The sequence below is a fragment of the Candidatus Methylopumilus universalis genome (assembly GCF_006364435.1).
GTDB lineage: Bacteria > Pseudomonadota > Gammaproteobacteria > Burkholderiales > Methylophilaceae > Methylopumilus > Methylopumilus universalis.
In genome coordinates this window covers 212,182-235,754 of record NZ_CP040977.1, presented here as the reverse complement: position 1 = coordinate 235,754, position 23,573 = coordinate 212,182, and the positions used below count along the sequence as shown (strand labels likewise).

Annotated in this window: 22 protein-coding genes; 13 read left to right on the top strand and 9 right to left on the bottom strand. The window is 36.7% G+C overall.

The window, feature by feature from the left end; all coding sequences use genetic code 11:
- Positions 1–19: 19 nt before the first annotated feature.
- Complete coding sequence (locus FIT70_RS01375) at positions 20–2,176, top strand: UvrD-helicase domain-containing protein (protein ID WP_139876882.1); 2,157 nt, start codon at positions 20–22, stop codon at positions 2,174–2,176.
- Here FIT70_RS01375 and FIT70_RS01370 read toward each other — a convergent pair.
- The 4 genes from FIT70_RS01370 to FIT70_RS01355 are packed head-to-tail and all read right to left on the bottom strand — an operon-like array spanning position 2,173 to position 5,040.
- Positions 2,173–2,943, bottom strand: a complete 771-nt coding sequence (locus FIT70_RS01370; RefSeq protein WP_139866949.1) for a BPSS1780 family membrane protein — start codon at positions 2,941–2,943, stop codon at positions 2,173–2,175. The genes FIT70_RS01375 and FIT70_RS01370 overlap by 4 nt on opposite strands.
- Positions 2,944–2,961: 18 nt before the next feature.
- The gene (locus tag FIT70_RS01365; RefSeq protein ID WP_139930367.1) at positions 2,962–3,882 is read right to left on the bottom strand and encodes a homoserine kinase; all 921 of its coding nucleotides are present in this window, start codon (positions 3,880–3,882) and stop codon (positions 2,962–2,964) included.
- A gap of 34 nt (positions 3,883–3,916) precedes the next feature.
- Positions 3,917–4,261 carry a DUF2782 domain-containing protein gene (locus FIT70_RS01360; protein ID WP_223254735.1) on the bottom strand — a complete coding sequence of 115 codons (345 nt, stop codon included), beginning with the start codon at positions 4,259–4,261 and terminating at the stop codon, positions 3,917–3,919.
- A gap of 50 nt (positions 4,262–4,311) precedes the next feature.
- Positions 4,312–5,040 (bottom strand): LOG family protein, encoded by a 729-nt coding sequence (locus FIT70_RS01355; protein ID WP_139866946.1) that lies wholly within the window; start codon positions 5,038–5,040, stop codon positions 4,312–4,314.
- Positions 5,041–5,061: 21 nt separating this feature from the next.
- Between FIT70_RS01355 and polA the strand changes: the two genes are divergently transcribed.
- The 9 genes from polA (at position 5,062) to FIT70_RS01310 (ending at position 15,550) form a co-directional block, all read left to right on the top strand.
- Entirely contained in the window at positions 5,062–7,791 is a 2,730-nt protein-coding gene (polA, locus tag FIT70_RS01350) for a DNA polymerase I (protein WP_139866944.1), read from the top strand.
- A 1-nt stretch (position 7,792) separates the two neighbouring features.
- Positions 7,793–8,527 carry a competence/damage-inducible protein A gene (locus tag FIT70_RS01345; protein WP_139931364.1) on the top strand — a complete coding sequence of 245 codons (735 nt, stop codon included), beginning with the start codon at positions 7,793–7,795 and terminating at the stop codon, positions 8,525–8,527.
- A gap of 74 nt (positions 8,528–8,601) precedes the next feature.
- Positions 8,602–9,612 carry a tRNA dihydrouridine synthase DusB gene (gene dusB / locus FIT70_RS01340; RefSeq protein ID WP_139866942.1) on the top strand — a complete coding sequence of 337 codons (1,011 nt, stop codon included), beginning with the start codon at positions 8,602–8,604 and terminating at the stop codon, positions 9,610–9,612.
- Positions 9,612–9,851, top strand: coding sequence for a helix-turn-helix domain-containing protein (locus FIT70_RS01335; RefSeq protein ID WP_139866940.1), 240 nt, complete (start codon positions 9,612–9,614; stop codon positions 9,849–9,851). Before dusB ends, FIT70_RS01335 begins: the two co-directional genes overlap by 1 nt.
- 2 nt (positions 9,852–9,853) lie before the next feature.
- On the top strand, positions 9,854–11,413 hold the full coding sequence (gene purH, locus FIT70_RS01330; protein ID WP_139884195.1) for a bifunctional phosphoribosylaminoimidazolecarboxamide formyltransferase/IMP cyclohydrolase: 1,560 nt from the start codon (positions 9,854–9,856) through the stop codon (positions 11,411–11,413).
- A gap of 3 nt (positions 11,414–11,416) precedes the next feature.
- Positions 11,417–12,688: a phosphoribosylamine--glycine ligase gene (gene purD, locus FIT70_RS01325; protein WP_139930365.1), complete on the top strand. Its 1,272-nt coding sequence runs from the start codon at positions 11,417–11,419 to the stop codon at positions 12,686–12,688.
- A 1-nt stretch (position 12,689) separates the two neighbouring features.
- On the top strand, positions 12,690–13,232 hold the full coding sequence (gene tsaC / locus FIT70_RS01320; RefSeq protein WP_189340859.1) for an L-threonylcarbamoyladenylate synthase type 1 TsaC: 543 nt from the start codon (positions 12,690–12,692) through the stop codon (positions 13,230–13,232).
- A 1-nt stretch (position 13,233) separates the two neighbouring features.
- Positions 13,234–14,142 (top strand): oxygen-dependent coproporphyrinogen oxidase, encoded by a 909-nt coding sequence (gene hemF / locus FIT70_RS01315; RefSeq protein ID WP_139866932.1) that lies wholly within the window; start codon positions 13,234–13,236, stop codon positions 14,140–14,142.
- Entirely contained in the window at positions 14,135–15,550 is a 1,416-nt protein-coding gene (locus FIT70_RS01310) for an amino acid permease (RefSeq protein ID WP_139866930.1), read from the top strand. The genes hemF and FIT70_RS01310 overlap by 8 nt, the downstream gene beginning before the upstream one ends.
- Positions 15,551–15,580: 30 nt before the next feature.
- On the opposite strand, the gene FIT70_RS01305 is transcribed toward FIT70_RS01310, so the two are convergent.
- The 3 genes from FIT70_RS01305 to ilvD form a co-directional block, all read right to left on the bottom strand.
- Entirely contained in the window at positions 15,581–15,901 is a 321-nt protein-coding gene (locus tag FIT70_RS01305; RefSeq protein ID WP_139866928.1) for a c-type cytochrome, read from the bottom strand.
- An 88-nt stretch (positions 15,902–15,989) separates the two neighbouring features.
- The gene (locus tag FIT70_RS01300; RefSeq protein WP_139870015.1) at positions 15,990–16,889 is read right to left on the bottom strand and encodes a D-hexose-6-phosphate mutarotase; all 900 of its coding nucleotides are present in this window, start codon (positions 16,887–16,889) and stop codon (positions 15,990–15,992) included.
- An 8-nt stretch (positions 16,890–16,897) separates the two neighbouring features.
- Positions 16,898–18,751, bottom strand: a complete 1,854-nt coding sequence (gene ilvD, locus FIT70_RS01295) for a dihydroxy-acid dehydratase (protein ID WP_139930361.1) — start codon at positions 18,749–18,751, stop codon at positions 16,898–16,900.
- A 63-nt stretch (positions 18,752–18,814) separates the two neighbouring features.
- Here ilvD and lgt point away from each other — a divergent pair, with 63 nt between their 5' ends.
- The gene (gene lgt / locus FIT70_RS01290) at positions 18,815–19,582 is read left to right on the top strand and encodes a prolipoprotein diacylglyceryl transferase (protein ID WP_139870013.1); all 768 of its coding nucleotides are present in this window, start codon (positions 18,815–18,817) and stop codon (positions 19,580–19,582) included.
- Here lgt and FIT70_RS06955 read toward each other — a convergent pair.
- Together FIT70_RS06955 and FIT70_RS01280 are read right to left on the bottom strand one after the other, a co-directional pair.
- Positions 19,579–19,737, bottom strand: coding sequence for a CstA-like transporter-associated (seleno)protein (locus FIT70_RS06955; RefSeq protein WP_190238388.1), 159 nt, complete (start codon positions 19,735–19,737; stop codon positions 19,579–19,581). The two genes, lgt and FIT70_RS06955, sit on opposite strands and share 4 nt — an antisense overlap.
- A 27-nt stretch (positions 19,738–19,764) precedes the next feature.
- Complete coding sequence (locus FIT70_RS01280) at positions 19,765–21,762, bottom strand: carbon starvation CstA family protein (RefSeq protein WP_139931362.1); 1,998 nt, start codon at positions 21,760–21,762, stop codon at positions 19,765–19,767.
- Positions 21,763–21,904: 142 nt separating this feature from the next.
- Between FIT70_RS01280 and coaBC the strand changes: the two genes are divergently transcribed.
- Both coaBC and dut read left to right on the top strand, forming a co-directional pair.
- Positions 21,905–23,086: a bifunctional phosphopantothenoylcysteine decarboxylase/phosphopantothenate--cysteine ligase CoaBC gene (gene coaBC / locus FIT70_RS01275; protein WP_223257738.1), complete on the top strand. Its 1,182-nt coding sequence runs from the start codon at positions 21,905–21,907 to the stop codon at positions 23,084–23,086.
- Between the two features lies 1 nt (position 23,087).
- Positions 23,088–23,540, top strand: a complete 453-nt coding sequence (gene dut, locus FIT70_RS01270; RefSeq protein ID WP_139870011.1) for a dUTP diphosphatase — start codon at positions 23,088–23,090, stop codon at positions 23,538–23,540.
- The last annotated feature ends 33 nt before the right edge of the window (positions 23,541–23,573 follow it).

The window sequence follows — 23,573 nt, the reverse complement described above, 5'->3', positions numbered from 1 at the left end:
TAGGATAGCATTACACCTCATGACCCTATCCCTGCCAAACCAAAATCAATTTAAAGATTTAAATGAAAAACAAATTGAAGCTGTAACACTTCAAAATGAATCTGCACTCATTCTCGCTGGCGCAGGGAGTGGCAAAACTAAAGTACTCACCTCCAGAATTGCATGGCTTATTCAAACAAATGTGGTGAGTCCTTTTGGCCTTATCGCTGTAACATTTACCAATAAAGCCGCAAAAGAAATGCTGCAAAGAATTACTATGCAGCTTCCCATTAATACAAGAGGTATGTGGGTAGGTACATTCCATGGTTTATGTAATAGATTTCTTAAAACGCATGCAAGAGATGCTGATTTACCTGAGACGTTCCAAATACTAGATAGCCAAGATCAGTTATCTCTCATCAAAAGAACTATGAAAGTCATGAATGTGGACGATGAAACATATGCACCAAAACAAGTACAGCATTATATCAATGGATGCAAAGATGAGGGCTTAAGGGCTGCGCATGTCGATACTTATGACACACACTCAAAAAAATTAAATGAAATCTATCTTGAGTATGAGAAACAATGCCAAAAAGAAGGTCTAGTTGATTTTGGTGAATTGCTTCTAAGATGCTATGAACTTTTTGAAAAAAAAATAGCTATTCGCCAGCATTATCAAGATCGATTTAAGCATATTCTCATTGATGAGTTTCAAGACACGAGCGAACTTCAATATAAATGGTTAAAACTTCTTGCGGGTAGCAGCAGTTTTGTGTTTGCTGTGGGGGATGATGATCAATCTATCTATAGCTTTAGAGGAGCTAGAGTTGGCAACATGAAAGATCTTGAAAGAGATTTCCATGTTAAACAAATTATTAAGCTAGAACAAAACTACAGATCTAAAAGTAACATTCTTAATACCGCAAATGCCATCATTGATCATAACAAAAATAGATTAGGCAAGAACTTATGGACTTCGGCTGGAGAGGGCGATCCTATTCGAATTTATACAGGTCATACCGACATTGATGAGGCCAAGTTTATTGTAGATGAAATCAAAATGCTTCATAGGGAAGGTGTCTCGCTCAATCATATTGCAATTCTTTATAGAAGCAATGCACAGTCGCGCATTCTCGAACATAATATTTTTTCATCTAACCTACCTTATCGTGTTTATGGTGGATTACGTTTCTTTGAGCGTGCCGAAATTAAACATGCTATTGCTTATTTGAGACTCATTGCAAATAAAAATGATGACAGTGCATTTTTAAGAATTGTAAATTTTCCAACACGCGGTATTGGAAGTCGGTCATTAGAAAGTCTTCAAGATACATCTAGGCGAGATGGTTGTAGCCTTTGGGATGCTGCAGTGAAGTCATCAGATCAAACACTCACAATTAAAAAAGGTTTGCCTTATTTTGTCCATCTCATCAAACATATTGAAAGCGGCTTCGAAGGATTAACGCTTCCACAAATGATTGATCTTATTATTAACGAATCAGGACTAAAGGATCACTATACCAATGAAAAAGATGGTTTAGATAGGGTCTCTAACTTAAATGAATTAGTTTCTGCGGCCGCAACCTTTCTTAACAATGATAACAATGAGTCTACAAATCCACTTGGAGATTTTTTGAATTATTCCTCTTTAGAAAGTGGTGATATGCAAGCAAGCGAAGGTTCAGATGCTATTCAACTTATGACGATTCACTCATCTAAAGGATTAGAATTTGATGTAGTATTTATTTCAGGCCTTGAAGAAGGTTTATGTCCGCACGAACAAAGTCTCTTCGAATCCAAAGGGCTTGAGGAAGAAAGAAGGCTTATGTATGTTGCTGTGACGAGAGCCCGATCAAAACTATACTTAAGCTATGCATTATCAAGAATGCTCCATGGTCAAACAAGATATGGAATGCCATCAAGATTCTTAGAAGAAATCCCTGAGAATCTCGTCAAAAACATTAACACCATTAATTTTAAGAATAATGTAGATCAGATTGAAGAGAATTATTCACAACCTTCTCAGCAGAAGCATTCCTGGCGAATTGGTGAATCTGTAATGCATGAAAAATTTGGCCAGGGAACTGTTTTAGGTTATGAAGGAAATGCGGATGATTTAAGAATCCAAATTAAATTTAGCAAAGCAGGTACCAAATGGCTTGCAATGGAATACGCAAAACTCTTCAAACACTAATAACTTCTAGCAGACTTAAAAATATCTCGGTAACTAATATATTGAAACGCAAACATCACTGATGTAATCACGAGAAGTGCGAAGAAAATAATCGCTCCCATTAGTGAGGGTCCTATGGCGGGAAAGAATGAAGCGAGAGATCCAATCAATAACCCACATGACAACATAAATAATATTGCTATTGTTGAAAAAATAAACCATGAAAGACCTAGAGGAAAAATATACATTAAGCATCCGGCGATACTAGATTTGATTGCTTTAAAAAGTGAGTAGTTGTTATAAACGATCAGCATTGGTGAGAACCAAGTAGCCATAAGAAGCGGAAGTAGGAGTAAGATTAATTTTCCTATCATGGGGACAAAATTATTCATCACTGTCAAAAGCTCATTATTTTTTTCTGATATTTGAATAAAACCCTGCATTTCAGAATTTAAAACCATCGTCACCATACCCGCATAAATTAAGCAAATGAAGCCAAGTGTTAGCAATGTTGGCAGCCTAGGTTTAATTTTTTCGAAAACGGCTATAAATTTTTCTTCCTTATTTTTGTCATGAGTCTTGTAGAAGTTAACCGCGAATACCAAAAAAACTGGCCAAATCAAGATAGACGCAATTGAAAAAATTTGAATCATAGGCATTGAAGGTAAGAGCATAAAAATAAAAAGATAAGCTAAGCTAAGCATCAATGATTGATTAGGCGTCTTTTTGAAGAGCATGAAGCTCTCTTTATTCCAGCGAATGGAATCACGGAATGTAATTTTTTTCATATTAATTTACCTTAAAATTTATCCGCTAATGCGTTGCTTTAAAATTTTCTTAAAATGGTCAGGGTCTTTTATGAAGGTAAGCTCACCTTCTTCTATATGATAGAAATCGTTAAGTCTTGAAACCCAGAACCTAAGAGACGCTAATCTCAATATATCATTCCAAGCTTGATCTTCATCATCATTAAAAGATCTTATCTTTTTATAGGCATCTAAGAAAGCATTCAATCTCGCCTCATCAAAAGAACCATCATTATTTACGCACCAATCATTTACGGCGATCGCTACATCTAAGATAAGATAATCTGTGCAAGCATAATAAAAGTCAATAAACCCTGATACTTGATCATTTAAAAAGAGCACATTGTCTCGAAATAGGTCTCCATGAATAGTGGATTTAGGCAGCTTATAATTTTTCTTTTCTTGGTAAAGAATTTCTTCTCTTAATAAGAGACTCTCATCTTTGGGCAATTCACTAAATAAAGTTTCAGCTGTTTTTTTAATCCAGTTAAGGTCTCTTGTATTTTGATGTTGAGCTGTAAAATTAGCTGATTTCATATGCAGCTCTGCGAGACTTGCGCCCACAGCCTTGCAATGCTTAACTTCAGGTTTGTTGAGCTCTTTGCCTTTTAAGCATGTCACGATTAAAGCAGGTTTATTTTTTAAAATACTTAAAGCTGTGCCGTTATTTTTGAAAATCGGCTTGGGGCACAAAAATGAATTTTTAGCTAAGTGAGCCATGAGATCTACAAAATACGGGAGATCTTCTAAGGTGTTTTTTTCGAAGAGTGTTAAAACAAAACGATCATGTGCCGTCATCAAAAAATAATTAGTGTTCGTGATTCCAGACTTGATACCTTGATAATCAGTGAGATTATCTAAAGCATAATCTTGAAGCCAGATTTTTAATTCTTCAATATTAACTGATGTATAGACAGACATAAAAAAAAGGGCTTAAAGCCCTTTCAAAAAAAATTTAGAATCTAAATATTACCCATTTAGGCACAGTAAGCGGCTGGCTAGGGCCGTCATATTTAGCCCAACCACCGTCTTGGTCTTCCTTCAATAGATAATATGAAGGTCCACCAGCAGGGGGTGTTACTTTCATCATATAAAGCTCTCCATTAATGCGGTATTCCTCGACTGTATCAGCACCTTTTTTGGTGATGGTAATTTGAGGTTCATCCACAATATCGCTTTCAAAATTCTTTGGCGGCGGCTTCACTTCTTCTAAAAGCTCGAGTTTTTTTTCAGCCATTACATTTAAACTCATGAAGACAGTCGCCAATAAAAAAGCTTTAATTAAATTTTGTATTTTCATACACAAGATTCTAGCAAAAAACCTATAGATGGTATGGTTTATTTGATAATTTATAAGTAAAGCTGAGCTTTTCTCTCCGCTGGCGTTAGCGTAAAACCAATCGATTCATAGTGGTTAAATATCGCATCTACTATCTCTTTGGGCCCCTCAAGAATTTGGATCAAATCTAAGTCTTTTAATTCAGCCATGCCCTCATTTACGATTTTGTCTTTTAACCAGTCTAATAAGCCAGACCAGAACTCTTTTCCTACTAAAATGATAGGGATTTTTCTTGATTTACCTGTTTGAATCAGTGTGATGACTTCCATTAATTCATCAAGAGTTCCAAATCCACCTGGTAATACGACGTAAGCTGAAGCGTACTTAATAAACATCACTTTACGCATAAAGAAATATTTAAAATTGATTGAAATATCCTGATAGTCGTTCGATTTTTGTTCGTGGGGCAAGTTAATATTAAGTCCAATACTAGGGCCCTTGCCTAGGGAAGCTCCTTTATTCACGGCTTCCATAAGACCGGGACCGCCGCCAGAAATAACACTAAATCCGGAGTTGGATAGCGCCTCTGCTATATCGACGGTGAGCTTGTAATAAGGATGGTCTTCACTAACCCTAGCACTGCCAAACACAGATACGGCAGGGGTTATTTTTTTAAGTTTTTCGGTGGCACCAACAAATTCTGACATAATTTCAAATGCATACCAGGATTCGCTCTCGTTATGAGTTTCATCAAACAATTCTGGGCCGTTAAATTTAGGTATCTTTTTATCTGCTGACATAAAAACTTTCAAAGTTAAACAATGAAAACACTATTATTGGTCGATGGCTCATCTTATCTCTATCGAGCATTCCATGGATTACCTGACCTTAGAAACAGTCACCAAGAACCTACTGGGGCTATTTATGGCGTCTTAAATATGCTCCGAAAACTCCATAAAGAGTTTCCTTCTGATTATAGCGCTTGCGTTTTTGATGCAAAAGGAAAAACTTTCAGAAATGATCTTTACCCTGAGTATAAGGCCAATCGATCAGCGATGCCTGATGATTTAAGAGCTCAAATCCAACCGCTTCATGAAGCAATTACAGCGATGGGTTGGCCTATTATCATTCAAGAAGGAGTTGAAGCTGATGATGTCATTGGTACATTATGCAAGGAAGCTACTCAACATCAATTTAATGTCGTCGTTTCTACAGGCGATAAGGATTTGGCTCAACTTGTAAATAAGCATGTCACTTTGATTAATACGATGACAAATGAAAAGCTTGATATCGAAGGTGTCAAAAACAAATTTGGGTTGATGCCTAATCAAATTATCGATTACTTAACACTTATTGGAGACACTTCAGATAACGTCCCTGGCGTTGAGAAAGTCGGTCCTAAGACTGCATTGAAATGGCTTAATGAATATCAAACACTCGACAATATCGTAAAGAATGCTGCTCAATTCTCAGGTGTCGTCGGTGAAAATTTAAGAAAATCACTCGATTGGATTCCTAAAGCCAAAGATCTTATTACGATTCGATGCGATTTAGATATCGACAAAAATTGGGATAATTTCAAACCTAAAGCACAGGATCCGTCCACTTTAGAAAATTTATATCAGAGATTTGAATTTAAAAATTGGCTTAACGAAATTAAAGAAGGCAGCTATCAGGAAAATTTATCAAGCAAAAGTAGTGAAGAAAAAATATCTATCAAATCACCCAGTCATTTTATTTCTAAAATAAAATACGACACGATATTCGACAAAGATCTATTACATATATGGCTAGAAAAAATCAAAGATAAAAAATATGTCTGTGTCGACACAGAAACTAACTCACTTGATTCTATGCAGGCAAAAATTGTAGGGATATCGATAGCAGTAACTGCTGGTGAAGCAGCCTACATTCCTTTAGCACATGATTATCCTGGCGCTCCTGATCAGTTATCAGTTGATACTGTATTAAATATACTTAAACCCATGTTAGAAGATGAAAAGATCAAGAAAATTGGGCAAAACATAAAGTATGATGCGCATGTTTTTTTAAACCATGGGATATGTCTTAAAGGTATTAAGCACGATACGATGCTTCAAAGCTATGTGACAGAAAGCCATCAAAGCCATGGCATGGATAATTTAAGCTTGAGGCATCTAGGACATACCTGTGTAAGTTACGAAGAAGTTGCAGGCAAAGGTGTAAATCAACTTAGATTTAATGAAGTCGATATTGATGTGGCATCTCATTATTCGTCTGAGGATGCCGACATTACATTGCAATTAAATCAATTTTTTAATCCTGCAATTGAAAATGATGCGCCACTAAAATTCATTTACGAAAACATCGAAATGCCCGCCGCTGGGGTGCTTTTAAAAATTGAAAGAAATGGCGTGCTTGTGGACGACAAAAAACTAAATATACAAAGTCACGAAATTGGTAAAAAGATTTTACTGCTTGAAGAGGAGGCCTATCAATTAGCAGGACAACCCTTTAATCTCGCATCACCTAAACAATTACAAGATATTTTATTTAATAAGCTGGGTATTAAATCTTTAAAAAAAACACCTTCAGGTGCGCCTTCTACGGATGAGGAAGTGTTACAAGATTTAGCCCTTGATTATCCTCTACCCAAATTATTACTTGAACATCGAAGTCTATCTAAGCTCAAATCAACATACACAGATAAATTACCAAAAATGATTAACACCAACACTGGTCGCATTCATACAAGCTATAACCAAGCTGTAGCAATCACCGGACGTCTTGCAAGTTCAGATCCTAATTTACAAAATATTCCAATCCGAACCCTGGAAGGCAGAAAAATAAGAGAAGCGTTTATAGCGAATGAAGGTTCATCTATTCTATCTGCAGACTATTCTCAAATTGAATTAAGAATCATGGCTCATTTGTCTCAAGATAAACGATTGCTTGAAGCTTTCAGGAATAATGAAGACATTCATAAATCAACAGCAGCTGAAATTTTTGGTTGCGACCTAGACAGCGTTTCCCAAGAACAAAGGCGTTATGCCAAGGTTATTAACTTTGGATTGATATACGGCATGAGTGTGTTCGGTTTATCAAAATCACTTGGTATTGAGCGCAGTGCTGCCTCAAATTATATTGAGACTTATTTTGCTAGATATCCTGGCGTTAAACGTTATATGGAAGAAGCAAAATTATTTGCTAAAGATAAAGGTTATGTAGAAACATTTTTTGGAAGACGATTATGGATCCCAGAAATTAATAGTTCAAATGGAATTAGAAGAGCTGCAGCAGAAAGAGCGGCAATAAATGCTCCCATGCAAGGCACTGCCGCTGACCTCATTAAGTTAGCAATGATTGCAGTTGATCAATGGCTTACTCAGAACACACACTTAAAAACAATGATGATTATGCAGGTACACGATGAGCTTGTTTTTGAAGTCCCTCAAGATGAAATCAATATATTACAAAAAGAATTGCCTGTCTTAATGGAGGGCGTTGCAAATCTTGATATTCCTCTTATTGTAGATATCGGTGTTGGTTTAAATTGGGATGCAGCTCACTAGAATGGAATTTGGCGCTTTAATTATTGGTGATGAAATTTTATCTGGCAAAAGAGAAGATAAACATTTTGAATACTTAAAAAAAACATTAAAAAAATATGGTCTTTTATTGTCTTGGGTGAAATATATTCAAGACGATTCGAAAAGTATTATTCAATCTATCAAAGAGTCAACAAACTCTAAGACTGTTGTTTTCTCTTTTGGTGGCATTGGTGCAACACCAGATGACTTCACAAGACAGGCTGCTGCAATCGCTTTTGATCTTCAATTAATGAGAAATAATGAAGCTGTAAAACTTATTGAAGAACATTTTGGTGATGGAGCTTATCCAAAAAGAGTTTTAATGGCAGATATTCCAGAGGGTGCATTATTGATTCCAAACGACGTTAATAAAATTCCTGGATTTAAAATTAATGATTATCATTTCCTGCCAGGTTTTCCTGAAATGGCTTGGCCGATGGTCGAATGGATTCTCAATACCCACTATCAGCAGCTATTAAATCAAAATGATTTTGCCGAAGCTTCGATTTGGATTAATGATGTAAGTGAAAGTAAATTGATCGATTTGATGAATGAGATTGTAAAAAAATATCCAGAAATTAAACTTTTTAGCCTGCCCAAATTAAAGCCCATCAAGACTATTGAGCTGGGTGTTAAAGGCCCATCAAATTCAGTTGATGAAGCCCTTTTAGAGATACAAACTAAAATTGTTAATTTAGGCTATGCATGGCTTAAGTAATTTGAAGACTTCACTTTTATAAAAAGCCATTTGCCTATAAAATAGGCAGCTTTCCCTAAGCAAATATAAACACAGTGCAAATAGGTTCCATTTCCATTAAAAATAATCTCGTAGTCGCGCCCATGGCAGGCGTCACAGACCGTCCTTTCCGTCAACTTTGTAAAAAGTTTGGCGCTGGCATGGCGGTAAGTGAAATGGTGACATCAAATTCTCTTCTATACGGCAGCGAAAAAACACTTCGTCGCGCCAATCACGAAGGTGAAGTAGATCCAATTTCAGTTCAAATTGCTGGCGCTGATCCAAAAATGATGGCTGAAGCAGCTCAATTTAACGTAGATCATGGCGCTCAAATTATCGATATCAATATGGGCTGTCCTGCGAAAAAAATATGTAATGTCATGGCAGGATCAGCACTTCTTAAAGATGAACCGCTTGTACAAAAAATATTGTCTTCCGTGGTTAAATCTGTAGATGTTCCTGTCACATTAAAAATAAGAACTGGTTGGGACACTAAAAATCGTAATGCGATAGAAATTGCAAAAATTGCCGAAGACATTGGTATTAAAGCATTAGCTATTCATGGCAGAACAAGAGCTTGTTTGTACATGGGTGATGCAGAATATGACACCATCGCCGAAGTAAAACAGTCAGTCAGAATTCCCGTTATTGCGAATGGTGATATTACTTCACCAGAAAAAGCTAAATTTGTTTTAGATTACACCGGTGTAGATGGAGTAATGATCGGAAGAGCTGCCCAAGGTAAACCTTGGATTTTTAGAGAAATTGATCACTATCTTAAAACAGGAAAGCATTTAGATAACCCGTCCACTTATGAAATAAAAAATATAACGATTGCTCATGTGAAGGAGCTTTATGATTTTTATGGTGAAAACGCAGGATTAAAAATTGCTAGAAAACATATCTCTTGGTACACAAAAGGATTAAAAAATTCTGCAAATTTTAGACACCATATGAATACAATTGAAACAATCGATGCTCAAATTAAAACAATCGAAGATTATTTTAATTTTCTTTCAATCGAATCCCCATATATAAAGTATGAAGAAGAAATGTTGGTAGCTTAATGGAAAAGAAAACAGATATTCCGGATTGTGTAAACGAGTCTTTAGATCAATACTTCAAAGACTTGGATGGCGAACATCCCACGAATGTTTACGATATGGTCATCGGTATCGTAGAGAAGCCACTATTAACTTATATTATGGGCATTTCAAAAGGCAACCAAAGTAAGGCTGCAGAAATTCTTGGTCTTAATAGAAACACACTCAGAAAAAAGTTAAAACAACATAAAATTGATATCTAGTTATGATTAAAATAAAAAGAGCCCTTATAAGCGTATCAGACAAAAAAGGCATTATCGATTTCGCTAAGATACTAATTAAGTACAACGTTGAAATTTTATCTACTGGGGGTACAGCAAAATTATTTGCTGAAAATAATATTCCTGTCATTGAGGTCAGTGATTACACTGGCTTCCCTGAAATGTTAGACGGTAGAGTAAAAACACTTCATCCAAAGATACATGGCGGCATTCTCGGAAAAAGAGATGACGAAAAACATCTACAAACGATGATTAAATCTAATATTCCTTTAATTGATTTGGTGGTAGTGAACTTATATCCATTCGAAGCGACAATATCCAAAGAAAACTGTCCGCTATCTGAAGCTATTGAGAATATAGATATCGGCGGTCCAGCAATGATTAGATCTTCAGCCAAAAATTATAATGGTGTAGCTGTAGTAACTGATAATTCGGATTATAAAATGATTGAAGATGCATTAAAGAAAAATGATGGCGCCCTTAATCTGGAATGTAGATTTATTTTGGCTAAAAAAGCTTTTGAACATACTGCCAAATATGATTTAGCTATTTCAAATTATCTTAATGGACTAGATACAAATAAAAATGTAACTTACCCTAAAAAACTTAACCTCGCATTTAATAAAAAGATGGATTTACGTTACGGCGAGAATCCGCATCAAAGTGCATCGTTTTACGTTGATGAAATAGCAACCAAAGGATCATTAGCAAGCTTTAAACAATTACAAGGCAAGGAGCTTTCATACAATAACTTAAATGACGCAGATACAGCGTGGGAATGCGTTAAAAGCTTTAAGCTTCCTTCTTGCGTAATCGTAAAACATGCCAACCCATGCGGAGTAGGCTCTTCTAAGGACTTATTAGATGCTTATAAGAAAGCATTTTCAACTGATCCAACTTCTGCATTTGGCGGTATTATTGCTTGCAATACAGCGTTAGACAAAAATACTGCATCTCAAATTATTTCGCAATTTGTGGAAGTTGTAATCGCTCCCTCTTACGAGGCCGAGTCACTTAAAATATTTGAATCAAAACCAAACATTCGATTGCTAGAGGTAACTTTGGATAACAACTTCAATGCTTTTGAATTAAAAAAAATTGGTGGCGGTTTGCTCGTTCAATCGCCAGATAATTTCAATATCGATATGGATCATTGCAAAATAGTTTCTAAACTCAAGCCTAACCAAGAACAAATGGCTGACATGCTTTTTGCATGGCGCGTCGCTAAATATGTCAAATCAAATGCGATTGTATTTTGTAAAAATAATCAAACATTAGGAATCGGTGCAGGCCAAATGAGCAGAGTAGACAGTACCAAGATTGCATCGATCAAAGCTCAAAATGCAAATCTCGATTTAATAAATTCAGTGGTCGCTTCAGACGCGTTCTTTCCTTTTAGGGATGGTATTGATGTGCTTGCCACGGCTGGCGCAAAATGTGTTATTCAGCCTGGCGGAAGCCTTAGAGATGAAGAAGTTATCTCTGCTGCCGATGAATTAGGTCTCGTCATGTTATTTACTGGATATCGTCACTTTAGGCATTAATTTATGAAAGTTCTTGTCATTGGAAGTGGCGGCAGAGAACATGCAATGGCATGGAAACTTTCTCAAAGTATCAAAGTAAGTGCTACTTTTATTGCACCAGGCAATGGCGGCACTTATCTCAATCCAAAATTCAAAAATATTGATCTAACCGATATTAATCTTCTTTCAGATTTTGCAATTAAAGAAAAAATTGATCTGACTGTTGTTGGCCCGGAGCTACCGCTTTCTAAAGGTATTGTTGATTTATTTAGATTTAAAAATTTGAATATTTTTGGGCCTACTCAAAAAGCTGCTCAACTTGAAAGCTCTAAGGATTTTGCCAAAGACTTCATGTATAGGCACAACATTCCTACTGCAAAATATAGAACATTTAAAATGCCAGATGAAGCACATCAATATATTGCTGAGCATGGCGCACCCATTGTGATCAAGGCTGATGGTTTGGCTTCTGGAAAAGGTGTCATTGTTGCTATGACAGTCGAAGAAGCTCATGAAGCAATCGACTTTATGCTTTTAGACAATAAATTTGGTGATGCAGGGGCTAAAGTTGTGATCGAAGAATTTCTTGAGGGTGAAGAAGCTAGCTTTATGGTGGTATGTGATGGCAAAACAATTCTACCGCTTGCTACAAGTCAAGACCATAAAAGGCTTTTAGATCATGATATGGGCCCTAACACAGGGGGTATGGGGGCTTATTCTCCAGCTCCTATAGTAACTAACGAAATTTATTCTAAAGTCATGGAAGAGATTATCTCCCCCACTATTTATGGTATGGCTAAAGATGGTATTCCTTTTACTGGATTTCTTTATGCAGGTCTCATGATAACTAAAAAGGGCGATGTAAAAACATTAGAATTTAATTGCCGTATGGGTGACCCTGAAACACAGCCCATTCTCATGAGGCTGAAAAGTGATTTGTTTGAAATGCTATACAAAGCAGCTCTCGGACATCTTGATTCATTAGAAATTGAATGGGATACAAGAACAGCGCTAGCTGTCGTTTTAGCATCAGCAGGTTACCCTGAATCTCCAAAGCTAAACGATGAAATTCATATTGAAGATCGCATTATTCCTGACAGCTATATTTTTCATGCAGGTACTGTATACAAAGATAATAAGCTTCTTACTTCCGGCGGAAGAGTTTTAGCTGTCACTGCACTTGGTAACTCTGTCAAAGAAGCACAATTTAAAGCGTATGAGGCTATCAATACTGTTAAATTTAATGGTGTCCAATATCGAAAAGATATAGGTTACAGAGCATTAAATAATAATTAAATTGGCTAATCAACGCTTAATCCGATATCTAAAACAAGGTGGCGTTATAGCCTACCCTACTGAGTCGTGTTATGGATTGGGTTGTGATCCAAAAAATAAATATGCGGTAGAAAAAATTATATGTTTAAAAAAAAGAGCCCGGTCAAAAGGTTTTATTTTAATTAGCTCCAAGATAAATCATTTGCGTGCATATATGCGAGATCTGTCAGAGAAACAAGAAAAAGAAATGATGGATAAATGGCCTGGGCCTCATACTTGGTTAGTCCCTGCGTCTAATTATTGCCCTTTATGGTTAAGGGGTAGCAGTCAAAACATTGCTATAAGACTTCCTAAAATTAAAAGCACTTTGAATTTATTAAATTCAATCAACTTTCCAATCACCTCAACAAGTGCTAATTTAAGCCATAAACAATCCATCAAAACTCTTAGGGCATGTAAAAATTTATATGGAGATAAAGTAAAGATCATTGAAGGAAATATTGGTAGTGAAAAAAAACCTACAACGATCCAAGATTTTTTTAGTAAAAGAATAATTAGAAAATAATATGATTAATTCAAATGTAGTTTTTGAGTACTTTAATAACCTTCAAACTAAGATTGTCGAAACAATTCAGATTGTTGATGGAAAAAATTTTATTAATGACTCATGGCAAAGAAAAGAAGGTGGCGGTGGAACTTCTTGTCTCTTAGAAAATGGTAACGTATTTGAAAGAGCTGGCGTTGGATTCTCACATGTCTTAGGTGACAAGTTGCCCAGATCGGCAAGCGCTAGTCATCCAGAGGCGGCAGATAGAAAATGGGAGGCTATGGGGTTATCGCTAGTCTTTCATCCTAAAAATCCATATGCGCCGACAGTGCATATGAATGTTAGATTTTTTATTGCAAAAAAAGAAGGCTATGAAGATATATGGTGGTTTGGCGGTGGTATGGATCTCACTCCCTATTACGGCTTCGACGAAGATGCAATTCATTTTCATCAGACACTTAAAACTATGCTCGATTCATATGATAGAAACTTTTATTTGGAATTTAAAAAGAATTGTGATGAATACTTCTATCTAAAGCATCGCAAAGAGCCTAGAGGGATTGGCGGTATTTTCTATGATGATTTTAATCGCTTAGGTTTTGATAAGTCTTTTAGTTTGAATAAATCGGTGGGTGATGTTTTTTTAAACGCTTATCTGCCCATTCTGCAAAGAAGAAAAGATATTCAGTACACAGAGAAAGAAAGAGAATTCCAGTTATATCGACGCGGTCGTTATGTAGAATTCAATTTAATATTTGATCGTGGCACTTTGTTTGGTTTGCAATCTAACGGTAGAACTGAATCAATTTTAATGTCAATGCCACCAATGGTTCAATGGAAATATGATTGGAAACCAGATCCAGGCAGTAAAGAAGAAAAATTATATACATATTTTTTAACGAATAAAGACTGGCTGAATCATGAATAATCTATTTAAAAAAATTCTTAGAAAAAAAAATATTAACCATAAGCATCCAGCGCATTTAAAAAAATGTTTGAGTGCGCTAGACCTTACATTACTTGGTATAGGATGCATCATTGGCACCGGTATTTTTGTTTTAACCGGTATTGCGGCCGCTAACCAAGCTGGTCCTGCAGTCATTTTATCTTTTATAGTATCGGGCTTTGCTTGTGCTTTTGCAGCTTTAGCTTATGCAGAACTTTCATCTTCGATTGGTGGCTGTGGAAGTGCATATGGCTATAGTTATGTTGCCTTTGGTGAATTCTTTGCATGGATTATGGGGTGGATTCTGCTAATGGAATACGGAATGTCTATTGCTGCAGTTGCAAATGGCTGGTCTGGCTATTTTAATAATGCTCTGACCGCTATGGGTCTTGGTCTTCCGGAGTCATTATCAAAAGCGCCTTCATTGGGAGGTTTAGTCAATCTTCCTGCAATGGTCATTATATTAATCATGATGTCCTTACTTATTGTCGGCGCAAAGCAAAGTGCTAAATTTAATGCTGCGATGGTTTTTATTAAACTTCTAACCATCACATTATTTATTTCAGTTGCTATCTTTAATGTAAATCCAGCTAACTGGCATCCCTTTATGCCTTATGGATGGTTTTCGACATTACCTGATGGAAAAACCGTTGGTGTTCTCGCTGGCGCTTCATTGGTATTTTTTGCGTACGTTGGTTTTGATGCAGTTTCAACTGCTGCTGAAGAAGCAATCAATCCACAAAGGGATCTGCCCAAAGGCATTATTGGTTCACTTGCTTTTTGTACTGTGATTTACATTATTGTTTCATTATTACTTACAGGCGTTGTTCCATATCAAGAACTTAATGTATCTTCGCCTGTGGCTTATGCACTCCAAAAAATAGGCTTTCAATGGGCCTCTGCAGTTGTCGCTACTGGTGTTATTGCCGGGCTCACAACTGTAATGCTTGTTCTTTACTACGCCTTAACAAGAATTATCTTCGCAATGAGTAGAGATGGATTGCTTCCTCATGCTTTATCTGAGGTAAATAAAAATACCAACACCCCTGTGAAAGTTATTGTTTTTTGCGGGCTGATCATCTCATTAATTGCTGGTTTTATACCGCTGGGCACTTTAGCTGAAATTGTTAATATTGGAACATTAGCTGCTTTTGTGATTGTTTCTCTGGGAGTCATTTTTATACGTAAACTTCACAAAAATAATAAAGCAACTTTCAAGAATAAATGGCATCCCCTTATTCCACTCTTGGGAATCTTTTCATGTGGCGCCTTAATGTTTTTCTTGCCCCATGAAACTTGGAGAAGATTTTTGATTTGGGTGTTTATTGGGATTGTTTTTTACTTTACTTATTCAATAAAACATAGTCACTTAAATAAAAAACCGGCCTAAGCCGGTTTTTTATTTAAGTTTAAAACTTGATTAAAGCGATAAAACCCATTGTACGATCGTTTTAATATCTTCATCTTTAACTTGAGGATGAGGCGGCATTGGAACCGGACCCCAAACACCACTACCACCAGCTTTTACTTTAGCTACTAATTTCGCTTCAGCACCTTTGTCGCTCTTATATTTAGCTGCGACATCCTTGTAAGATGGTCCAAGAACTTTCTTCTCTACACCATGACAAGCTAAACATCCGCTTTTTTGAGCCAATGCTTCAGCAGCTTTAGCATCTGCGGCTTGAGCTTGATTTACTAAGAACGCACCGATCATTGCAATACCTAAAATTACTGATTTCATATTATTTCCACCCTTAAATTGATTTTGCGATTGTTATGATACTCCTAATCTTATTCAAATTAAAAGCAATTTAAACAACATTAGACTCTTAATATTCCTGAACTAAATACTCGGCTATTAGGTTATGAGACTGATTTGGATAGACCATAACGCTATTTTCCAGTGCATTAACAGTTTCCACACAGATCATTTTTTTCCATTCATGTTCAGTGCCCATATCAACCATAGTTTTAACTTTTTTATCCCACGGAGTCCAAATAACTGTTGATTCACTGTTCTGTTTTTGTACGGTAATTTTCCGACTAAACCCTTGGTCATGAATCACACATGTATCTTTTGTATTTAAATAAACTCTATCGAATTCAGCATCAAATTTAATTTGATCTTCTTGAGTGAATTTTTTATACCCCCTAGCTTTGTCTGAATAGATTTTATTTTCCAATCCAGTCACTTCAATATTTTCAATATCACTTATCTCAAAATAAGTGTGATATCCCTCACCAATTAAGAAAGGTTGTTCAGATAAATTTGTTGTTTTAAGATCAAGGTGGATTGAACTACCAATCGTGATAGAGAATTCTAAATTAAATTGATATGAAAGCTGTCTATTCACTTCGGGGGTAGGAAGCATAACAAGTGTCACTTTAGTTGCCCCACTCTCCAAATCAATAATCTCATTAATGCGCCATGGAATAACTCTAGCAAATCCATGCGGACAAAAACTTCCGTCTGTAGGATGGGCGCCAAACCATGGCCAACAAATAGGCACGCCGCCCCGAATAGATCTTCCATGCATAAATCTCGCGTTGCTTGAAAGCCAGAGCACTTCATTTTTTACATCATGTGGCTTCCATTGCATAATGTGAGCACCTTGAAGCGCAATCTTTGCTGAAGCAAGCTCATTATCAATCGTAATAAATTTTAAACCAATTTCATTTTGTGTAATTTTGTAACTTTGAGCTGCTGATATATTTTTTTCACTTATCATTTTAAAAATTAAATTTCCTCTAACTTTGAAATGTCACGAATAGCACCTTTATCTGCGCTTGTGGTCATCAATGCGTAAGCTCTTAATGCTTGAGAAACTTTTCTTGTTCTTGGTTTAGGTTTCCAAGCATTCTTGCCCTTGGCATTCATCTTATTTTTTCTTTGAATCAGAGTTGCATCATCAATCATTAAATTAATTGTTCGATTTGGGATGTCGATTTCAATATGATCATTCTCTTCAATTAATGCGATCTCGCCTTGCTCAGCAGCCTCAGGTGATACATGTCCAATACTCAGCCCTGAAGTTCCACCAGAAAATCTACCATCAGTTAAAAGAGCACAAACCTTACCGAGGTCTTTCGATTTTAGATAGGCAGTCGGATAGAGCATTTCTTGCATGCCAGGCCCACCTCTTGGGCCTTCATATGTGATGACAACAACATCACCTGCAATAATCTTATCCCCCAAAATAGCCTCTACAGCCTCATCTTGTGATTCAAAAATACGCGCACGTCCTTTGAATTTTAAAATCCCCTCATCAACACCTGCTGTTTTAACAATGCAGCCATTACGTGCAATATTCCCAAACAAAACTGCTAGTCCGCCGTCTTGACTATAAGCATTTTCCTTATTTCTAATACAGCCAGCAGCTCTATCATCATCTAATGTTGGGTAGAGCATACTTTGACTAAATGCGATTGTAGTAGGTATGCCTCCTGGTGCTGCACGATAAAAGTTTTTAACCTCTTCATTTTTGGTCGTCACAATATCCCAATGATCTATTGCTTCACCTAAAGTTTTAGAGTGAACAGTAGGGACATCTCTATGAATTAATGTCGCACGATCAAGCTCTCCTAGAATTCCCATCACACCACCTGCTCTATGAACATCTTCCATATGAAACTTATCTGTAGCAGGCGCTACTTTTGCTAAGCACGGCACTTTTCTTGAAATGCGATCTATATCTTTCATCGTGAAATTTACTTTAGCCTCGTGAGCTGCCGCAAGCAAATGAAGAACCGTATTTGTTGAGCCTCCCATAGACACATCTAAAGTCATTGCATTTTCAAAAGCTTTAAAACTTGCAATATTTCTAGGTAATGCACTTTCATCTTCACCTTCGTAATATCGCTTCGCTAAATCAACAATAACTCTTCCAGCCTCTTGAAATAATTTTTTTCTAGCTGCATGCGTAGCTAAAGTACTTCCATTTCCGGGCAGACTTAATCCTAAGGCTTCGGTTAAACAGTTCATTGAATTTGCTGTAAACATGCCTGAACAAGAGCCGCATGTTGGACATGCTGACCGTTCGATTTCATCAGAATTTTTATCAGATACTTTCGGGTCGGCGCCAGCAACAATTGCGTTTACTAAATCTAATTTCTTGATTTCATTATTCCAATTGACCTTACCCGCTTCCATAGGGCCGCCTGAAACAAAGACTACGGGAATATTAATTCTTAAGGCTGCCATAAGCATACCGGGCGTTATCTTATCGCAATTAGATATACAAACAATGGCATCTGCACAGTGAGCATTAACCATATACTCGACGCTATCCGCAATTAGATCTCGGCTTGGCAGGCTGTATAACATTCCGTCATGCCCCATAGCTATCCCATCATCTACTGCGATGGTATTAAACTCTTTTGCAACGCCGCCATGTTTTTCAATTTCTCTTGCTACAAGCTGCCCTATATCTTTTAAATGAACGTGCCCTGGAACAAACTGTGTAAATGAATTACAAACTGCAATAATTGGCTTTGTAAAATCACCATCCTTCATGCCTGTGGCACGCCAAAGTGCGCGGGCACCAGCTTGATTCCTGCCATGAGTAGTCGTTTTAGAGCGATATACGGGCATAATGACCTCTTAAAATTACAATCAATTTAAACAATTATTTTAACTTATAATGACAATAAACTTATGCTTATTCATCCCCAAATAGACCCTGTAGCAGTTAATCTTGGACCGTTTCAAATTCATTGGTACGGAATTATGTATCTTTTGGCTTTTGTGGGATTTCTTCAATTAGGTAAAGTTCAAATCAGAACGCGTCCATGGTTATCCTGGAATGAAAAAATGTTGGATGATGCTTTTTTTTATGGTGCTATTGGCGTTATTGCAGGCGGTCGATTAGGTTATATCTTATTTTATCAACTGCAATACTATGTTCAAGATCCGACCGAGATCATTGCATTATGGAAAGGTGGCATGTCATTCCATGGAGGATTTTTAGGTGTAGTTATTGCCATGATACTTTTGGCTAAAAAATATAAAGTATCTTTGCTATCAGTTTTAGATTTCATTGCACCTTTAGTTCCTCTTGGGCTTGCATTTGGTCGAATTGGAAATTTTATTAATGCAGAACTATGGGGAAGACCCACACAATTTTTCTTAGGCATGATCTTTCCTAATGTGGACAGCATGCCAAGACACCCTTCTCAACTTTACGAAAGCTTTTTTGAAGGTTTTATTCTATTGATAGCGCTTTGGTTATATTCAAAACAAAAAAGGGAAACGGGTCAGATATCTGCTGTTTTTTTGATACTGTACGGAACTTTTAGATTTTTAATTGAATTTACAAGAGAGCCTGATCATTTCCTAGGGCTGCTATTCCTTAATCTTTCTATGGGTCAGTGGCTGTCTATTCCAATGCTCATTGCTGGCATTTATTTGTTTAAAAAAAGCTAACAACAACGTTTTATACCACTCCATTTTTTATCAAGCGTTGCTTGATAAAAATTCTTTTTACTCATGAGCTTATGTTTTTTTAAACATCGCTTATGATTCAATAAATAAAGATCATAGAGATCATCTCCTGATAATCTGCGTAAAAATGCATACATTAATTTAATTGCTCTTAGCATGGCTTATTAATTCTTTTTGAAAAATGAGATTCTTAACATATCAATCACTACTGTCCACAAAATAATAAGTAAGAAGAGAGTAATAAAAGCATCTAGTTTTTGATTAAAAATTAGCTGATGAGTAATGGAAATTTTACTGTCCTCGATGAGCCCTGTATTTATTTTATCTGTCAGATTTCTAGCTGCTGCAAGAAATCCAACTCTAATATCTTGACTAAATATTTTCTGATAAGCAGCAGTAGTGGTCACAATAATTAACCAAATTAAAGGTAGTCCAGTGACCCAAGCGTATTTTAATTTGTTCGATTTAATAAGAATGCCAGTGCCTACAGATAATGCAATCGCTGCCAACATTTGATTCGCAATACCAAATAAAGGCCACAGAATATTTACACCGCCATTAGGATCTATCACGCCAATGTATAAAAAATATCCCCAACAGCTTACAACGATTGCACTACTTAAAATAATTGATGGCATCCATGAAGTTTGACCAAACTTCGGGTAAATGTTGCCAATCATATCCTGTAACATAAATCTTCCAACACGAGTGCCTGCATCTAATGTAGTGAGAATAAATATTGCCTCAAACATGATGGCAAAGTGATACCACATCGCTAATAAGTTTGTACCAAATGCCTTGCCAAATATATTTGCCATACCCACGGCTAATGAAGGGGCTCCGCCTGTTCTAGCAAAAAGTGATGTTTCACCCATATTTTTTGCAAGCAATTCCATTTCCTCAACTGTCACTTTAAATCCCCATGAGTTTATTTTTTGAATGGCATCGACAGCTTCTGATCCAACAACTCCCACAGGGCTATTAATTGCAAAAAAGATGCCTGGTTCCAATACTGTTGCGGCTATTAAGGCCATAATAGCTACGAAAGATTCTAAAAGCATCGCGCCATATCCAATCATTGGAATATATTTTTCATTGTCCAATAGTTTAGGTGTTGTGCCTGAAGCTATTAAAGAGTGGAATCCAGAAATTGATCCACACGCGATGGTAATAAAAACAAAAGGAAATAGACTGCCACCAAAAATAGGGCCTGTACCGTCTGTAAACTGTGTCAGGGCTGGCATTTTTATTTCTGGTTGCAGGGTTATAATCGCAACCGCTAAAACAATCACTGTACCTAATTTTACAAATGTCGATAGATAGTCTCTTGGCGCTAGCAAAAGCCAAACTGGAAGCACTGCTGCTGCAAAGCCGTAAAAGATAATAGCCCACGCCAGCGTCAAACTATCATGATCAAAATAAGTTCGTAGCGTCTGGGAATGGTCAATTAATCCTCCAGCAAAAACGGCCAAAAGCAATAATCCGAATCCAATTAATGAGGCCTCAAGGACTCTGCCTGTCCTAATGGACCTTAAATAAATCCCAATAAAAATTGCGATAGGTATTGTTGCCGCAACTGTCGATGTTGCCCAAGGGCTATGCTTCATGGCATTCACAACCACCAACCCTAAAACAGCAATCAAAATAACCATGATTAAAAATGTACCAATCAATGAAGCAGTTCCGCCAATTACACCAATCTCATCCCTTGCCATTTGTCCTAAACTTTTTCCGTTGCGTCTCGTAGAAAAAAATAATGTGGTCATATCTTGAACAGCGCCTCCTAATACAGCACCTATTAAAATCCATAACATGCCAGGAAGATAACCAAACTGGGCTGCCAACGTGGGGCCAACCAAAGGACCTGGCCCAGCAATCGCAGCAAAATGGTGGCCGAATACAATCCACTTGTCTGTAGGAATAAAGTCTTTGTCATTTTGCAGTCTTAGAGCTGGTGTTTTTCTATGCTCGTCAATGACTAGAACTTTTGCTGCAATCCAGCTTGCATAGAATCTATAAGCAATCATGTATATACATACAGCAGCCGTAATAAACCAAACGGCGTTGATACTCTCATTGCGGCTCAGTGCAATTGTTGAAAATGCTAAAGCCCCCAATAAAGCAAGAAGAACCCAAACTATATTTTTAAAATATTTTTTAATCACAATGTATCCAATCTGATATCTAAATTAATTTATTGCCTTATATATCTTTGATATACTGACTTCCCATTCAATCTATTAATTATATGCAATTAATAAAAATTAAAATAACTAAATTCATTGCGACTGCGTAAATCTTATCTTGGCATCTAATAAAATAATCATCGGCGTTACAGGGGGTATAGCTGCATATAAAGCAGCTGAATTAACTCGTCTTCTTGTGAAAAATGATTTCGATGTTCAAATTGTGATGACTGAATCTGCGAGTCATTTCATAGCACCTCTTACATTTCAGGCTCTTTCAGGCAAAGAAGTTTTAACAAGTTTATGGAAAAGTAATGCTAATAATGGGATGTCTCATATAGAGCTATCAAGAGATTACGATCTCATTCTTATTGCACCTGCCAGCGCTAATTTCTTAGCAAAATTAACGCATGGTTTTGCTGATGACCTTTTATCGTCTTTGTGCTTAGCAAGAGCTTGTCCGATTGCCGTTGCTCCTGCTATGAATATTCGCATGTGGGCCAATGAAGCTACCCAACGTAATGTTTCACAATTAAAAAAAGATGGTGTGTTATTTTTTGGTCCCGATTCAGGGGCTCAGGCTTGCGGTGATATAGGGCTTGGAAGAATGATAGATACTGAAGAATTGTTCAGATCAATTCAAAATCATCTCACGCCTAAAATCCTCAAAAACAAAAAAATATTAATAACGTCTGGTGGCACAATTGAAATGATAGATGACGTGAGAGCTATTACAAATCTTAGCTCAGGCAATATGGGCTCTGCAATCGCCAATACTGCAGAATCTATGGGCGCATCAGTCACTGTAATCACGTCAGGCAATCAAGATTTTTCAGAAAATATAAATGTCATTGATGCGAGAGATGCGCATTCTATGCATGAAGCTGTCCTTCAGCATATCAATGACCAAGATATTTTTATAAGTGTTGCAGCCGTTTCTGATTACACACCTAAAGAAATATTTAATGGGAAATTGAAAAAAAATAATTTAGATATGACACTTCAACTCAAGCCTACAATAGACATTCTGAAAGAAGTAGGGTTATCTAAAAATAAAATCTTTAAAGTAGGCTTTGCTGCGGAAAGTGAAAATCTTATTGAAAATGCACAAAAGAAACTAAAGACGAAAAATTTGGATTTAATTGTGGCAAATTTAATTCATGAATCTATGGGCTTACAAGATACTAAAGTTTCCATAATTAGCAAAAACGATGTTATTGATGTGCCAAAATCAAATAAAATAGTTGCAGCAAAAGTTATCTTAAAAGAAATAGCCCATCGCATAAATTCGGACAAATAAAATGAGCCTAATAATTGATTTTAAAATTTTGGATAAGCGAATCGAAGAAATGCTGCCTAATTATGCATCGCCGGGTTCAGCAGGTCTTGATTTAAGAGCATGTACCGAGCATATACAAACGATTAATCCAGGTGAAACATTTCTTATACCCACTGGTATTTCAATATTTATTAAGGATCCTGCTTATGCAGCGCTTATCCTTCCTAGGTCGGGCTTAGGGCATAAACATGGTATCGTTTTAGGTAATTTGGTAGGCTTAATAGACTCAGACTACCAAGGTCAATTGCTAGTTTCTTGCTGGAATCGTGGCGAGAACGCCTTTCTACTCAACCCTATGGAGCGTATCGCACAACTAGTCATCGTGCCGGTTATCCAGGCTAAATTTAACCTTGTAGCCGAATTTCCTGAAACAGAACGAGGTGAGGGCGGCTTTGGAAGTACAGGTAAAAACTAACGAATTCACTTGAAAAGACAGTGGGTTATGTGG

Excerpts from the sequence above, each read along its gene's own strand:
- FIT70_RS01375 (WP_139876882.1), top strand. The coding sequence starts at position 20 with ATGACCCTATCCCTGCCAAACCAAAATCAATTTAAAGATTTAAATGAA.
- FIT70_RS01370 (WP_139866949.1), bottom strand. The coding sequence starts at position 2,943 with ATGAAAAAAATTACATTCCGTGATTCCATTCGCTGGAATAAAGAGAGC.
- FIT70_RS01365 (WP_139930367.1), bottom strand. The coding sequence starts at position 3,882 with ATGTCTGTCTATACATCAGTTAATATTGAAGAATTAAAAATCTGGCTT.
- FIT70_RS01360 (WP_223254735.1), bottom strand. The coding sequence starts at position 4,261 with ATGAAAATACAAAATTTAATTAAAGCTTTTTTATTGGCGACTGTCTTC.
- FIT70_RS01355 (WP_139866946.1), bottom strand. The coding sequence starts at position 5,040 with ATGTCAGCAGATAAAAAGATACCTAAATTTAACGGCCCAGAATTGTTT.
- polA (WP_139866944.1), top strand. The coding sequence starts at position 5,062 with ATGAAAACACTATTATTGGTCGATGGCTCATCTTATCTCTATCGAGCA.
- FIT70_RS01345 (WP_139931364.1), top strand. The coding sequence starts at position 7,793 with ATGGAATTTGGCGCTTTAATTATTGGTGATGAAATTTTATCTGGCAAA.
- FIT70_RS01335 (WP_139866940.1), top strand. The coding sequence starts at position 9,612 with ATGGAAAAGAAAACAGATATTCCGGATTGTGTAAACGAGTCTTTAGAT.
- purH (WP_139884195.1), top strand. The coding sequence starts at position 9,854 with ATGATTAAAATAAAAAGAGCCCTTATAAGCGTATCAGACAAAAAAGGC.
- purD (WP_139930365.1), top strand. The coding sequence starts at position 11,417 with ATGAAAGTTCTTGTCATTGGAAGTGGCGGCAGAGAACATGCAATGGCA.
- hemF (WP_139866932.1), top strand. The coding sequence starts at position 13,234 with ATGATTAATTCAAATGTAGTTTTTGAGTACTTTAATAACCTTCAAACT.
- FIT70_RS01310 (WP_139866930.1), top strand. The coding sequence starts at position 14,135 with ATGAATAATCTATTTAAAAAAATTCTTAGAAAAAAAAATATTAACCAT.
- FIT70_RS01305 (WP_139866928.1), bottom strand. The coding sequence starts at position 15,901 with ATGAAATCAGTAATTTTAGGTATTGCAATGATCGGTGCGTTCTTAGTA.
- FIT70_RS01300 (WP_139870015.1), bottom strand. The coding sequence starts at position 16,889 with ATGATAAGTGAAAAAAATATATCAGCAGCTCAAAGTTACAAAATTACA.
- ilvD (WP_139930361.1), bottom strand. The coding sequence starts at position 18,751 with ATGCCCGTATATCGCTCTAAAACGACTACTCATGGCAGGAATCAAGCT.
- lgt (WP_139870013.1), top strand. The coding sequence starts at position 18,815 with ATGCTTATTCATCCCCAAATAGACCCTGTAGCAGTTAATCTTGGACCG.
- FIT70_RS06955 (WP_190238388.1), bottom strand. The coding sequence starts at position 19,737 with ATGTATGCATTTTTACGCAGATTATCAGGAGATGATCTCTATGATCTT.
- dut (WP_139870011.1), top strand. The coding sequence starts at position 23,088 with ATGAGCCTAATAATTGATTTTAAAATTTTGGATAAGCGAATCGAAGAA.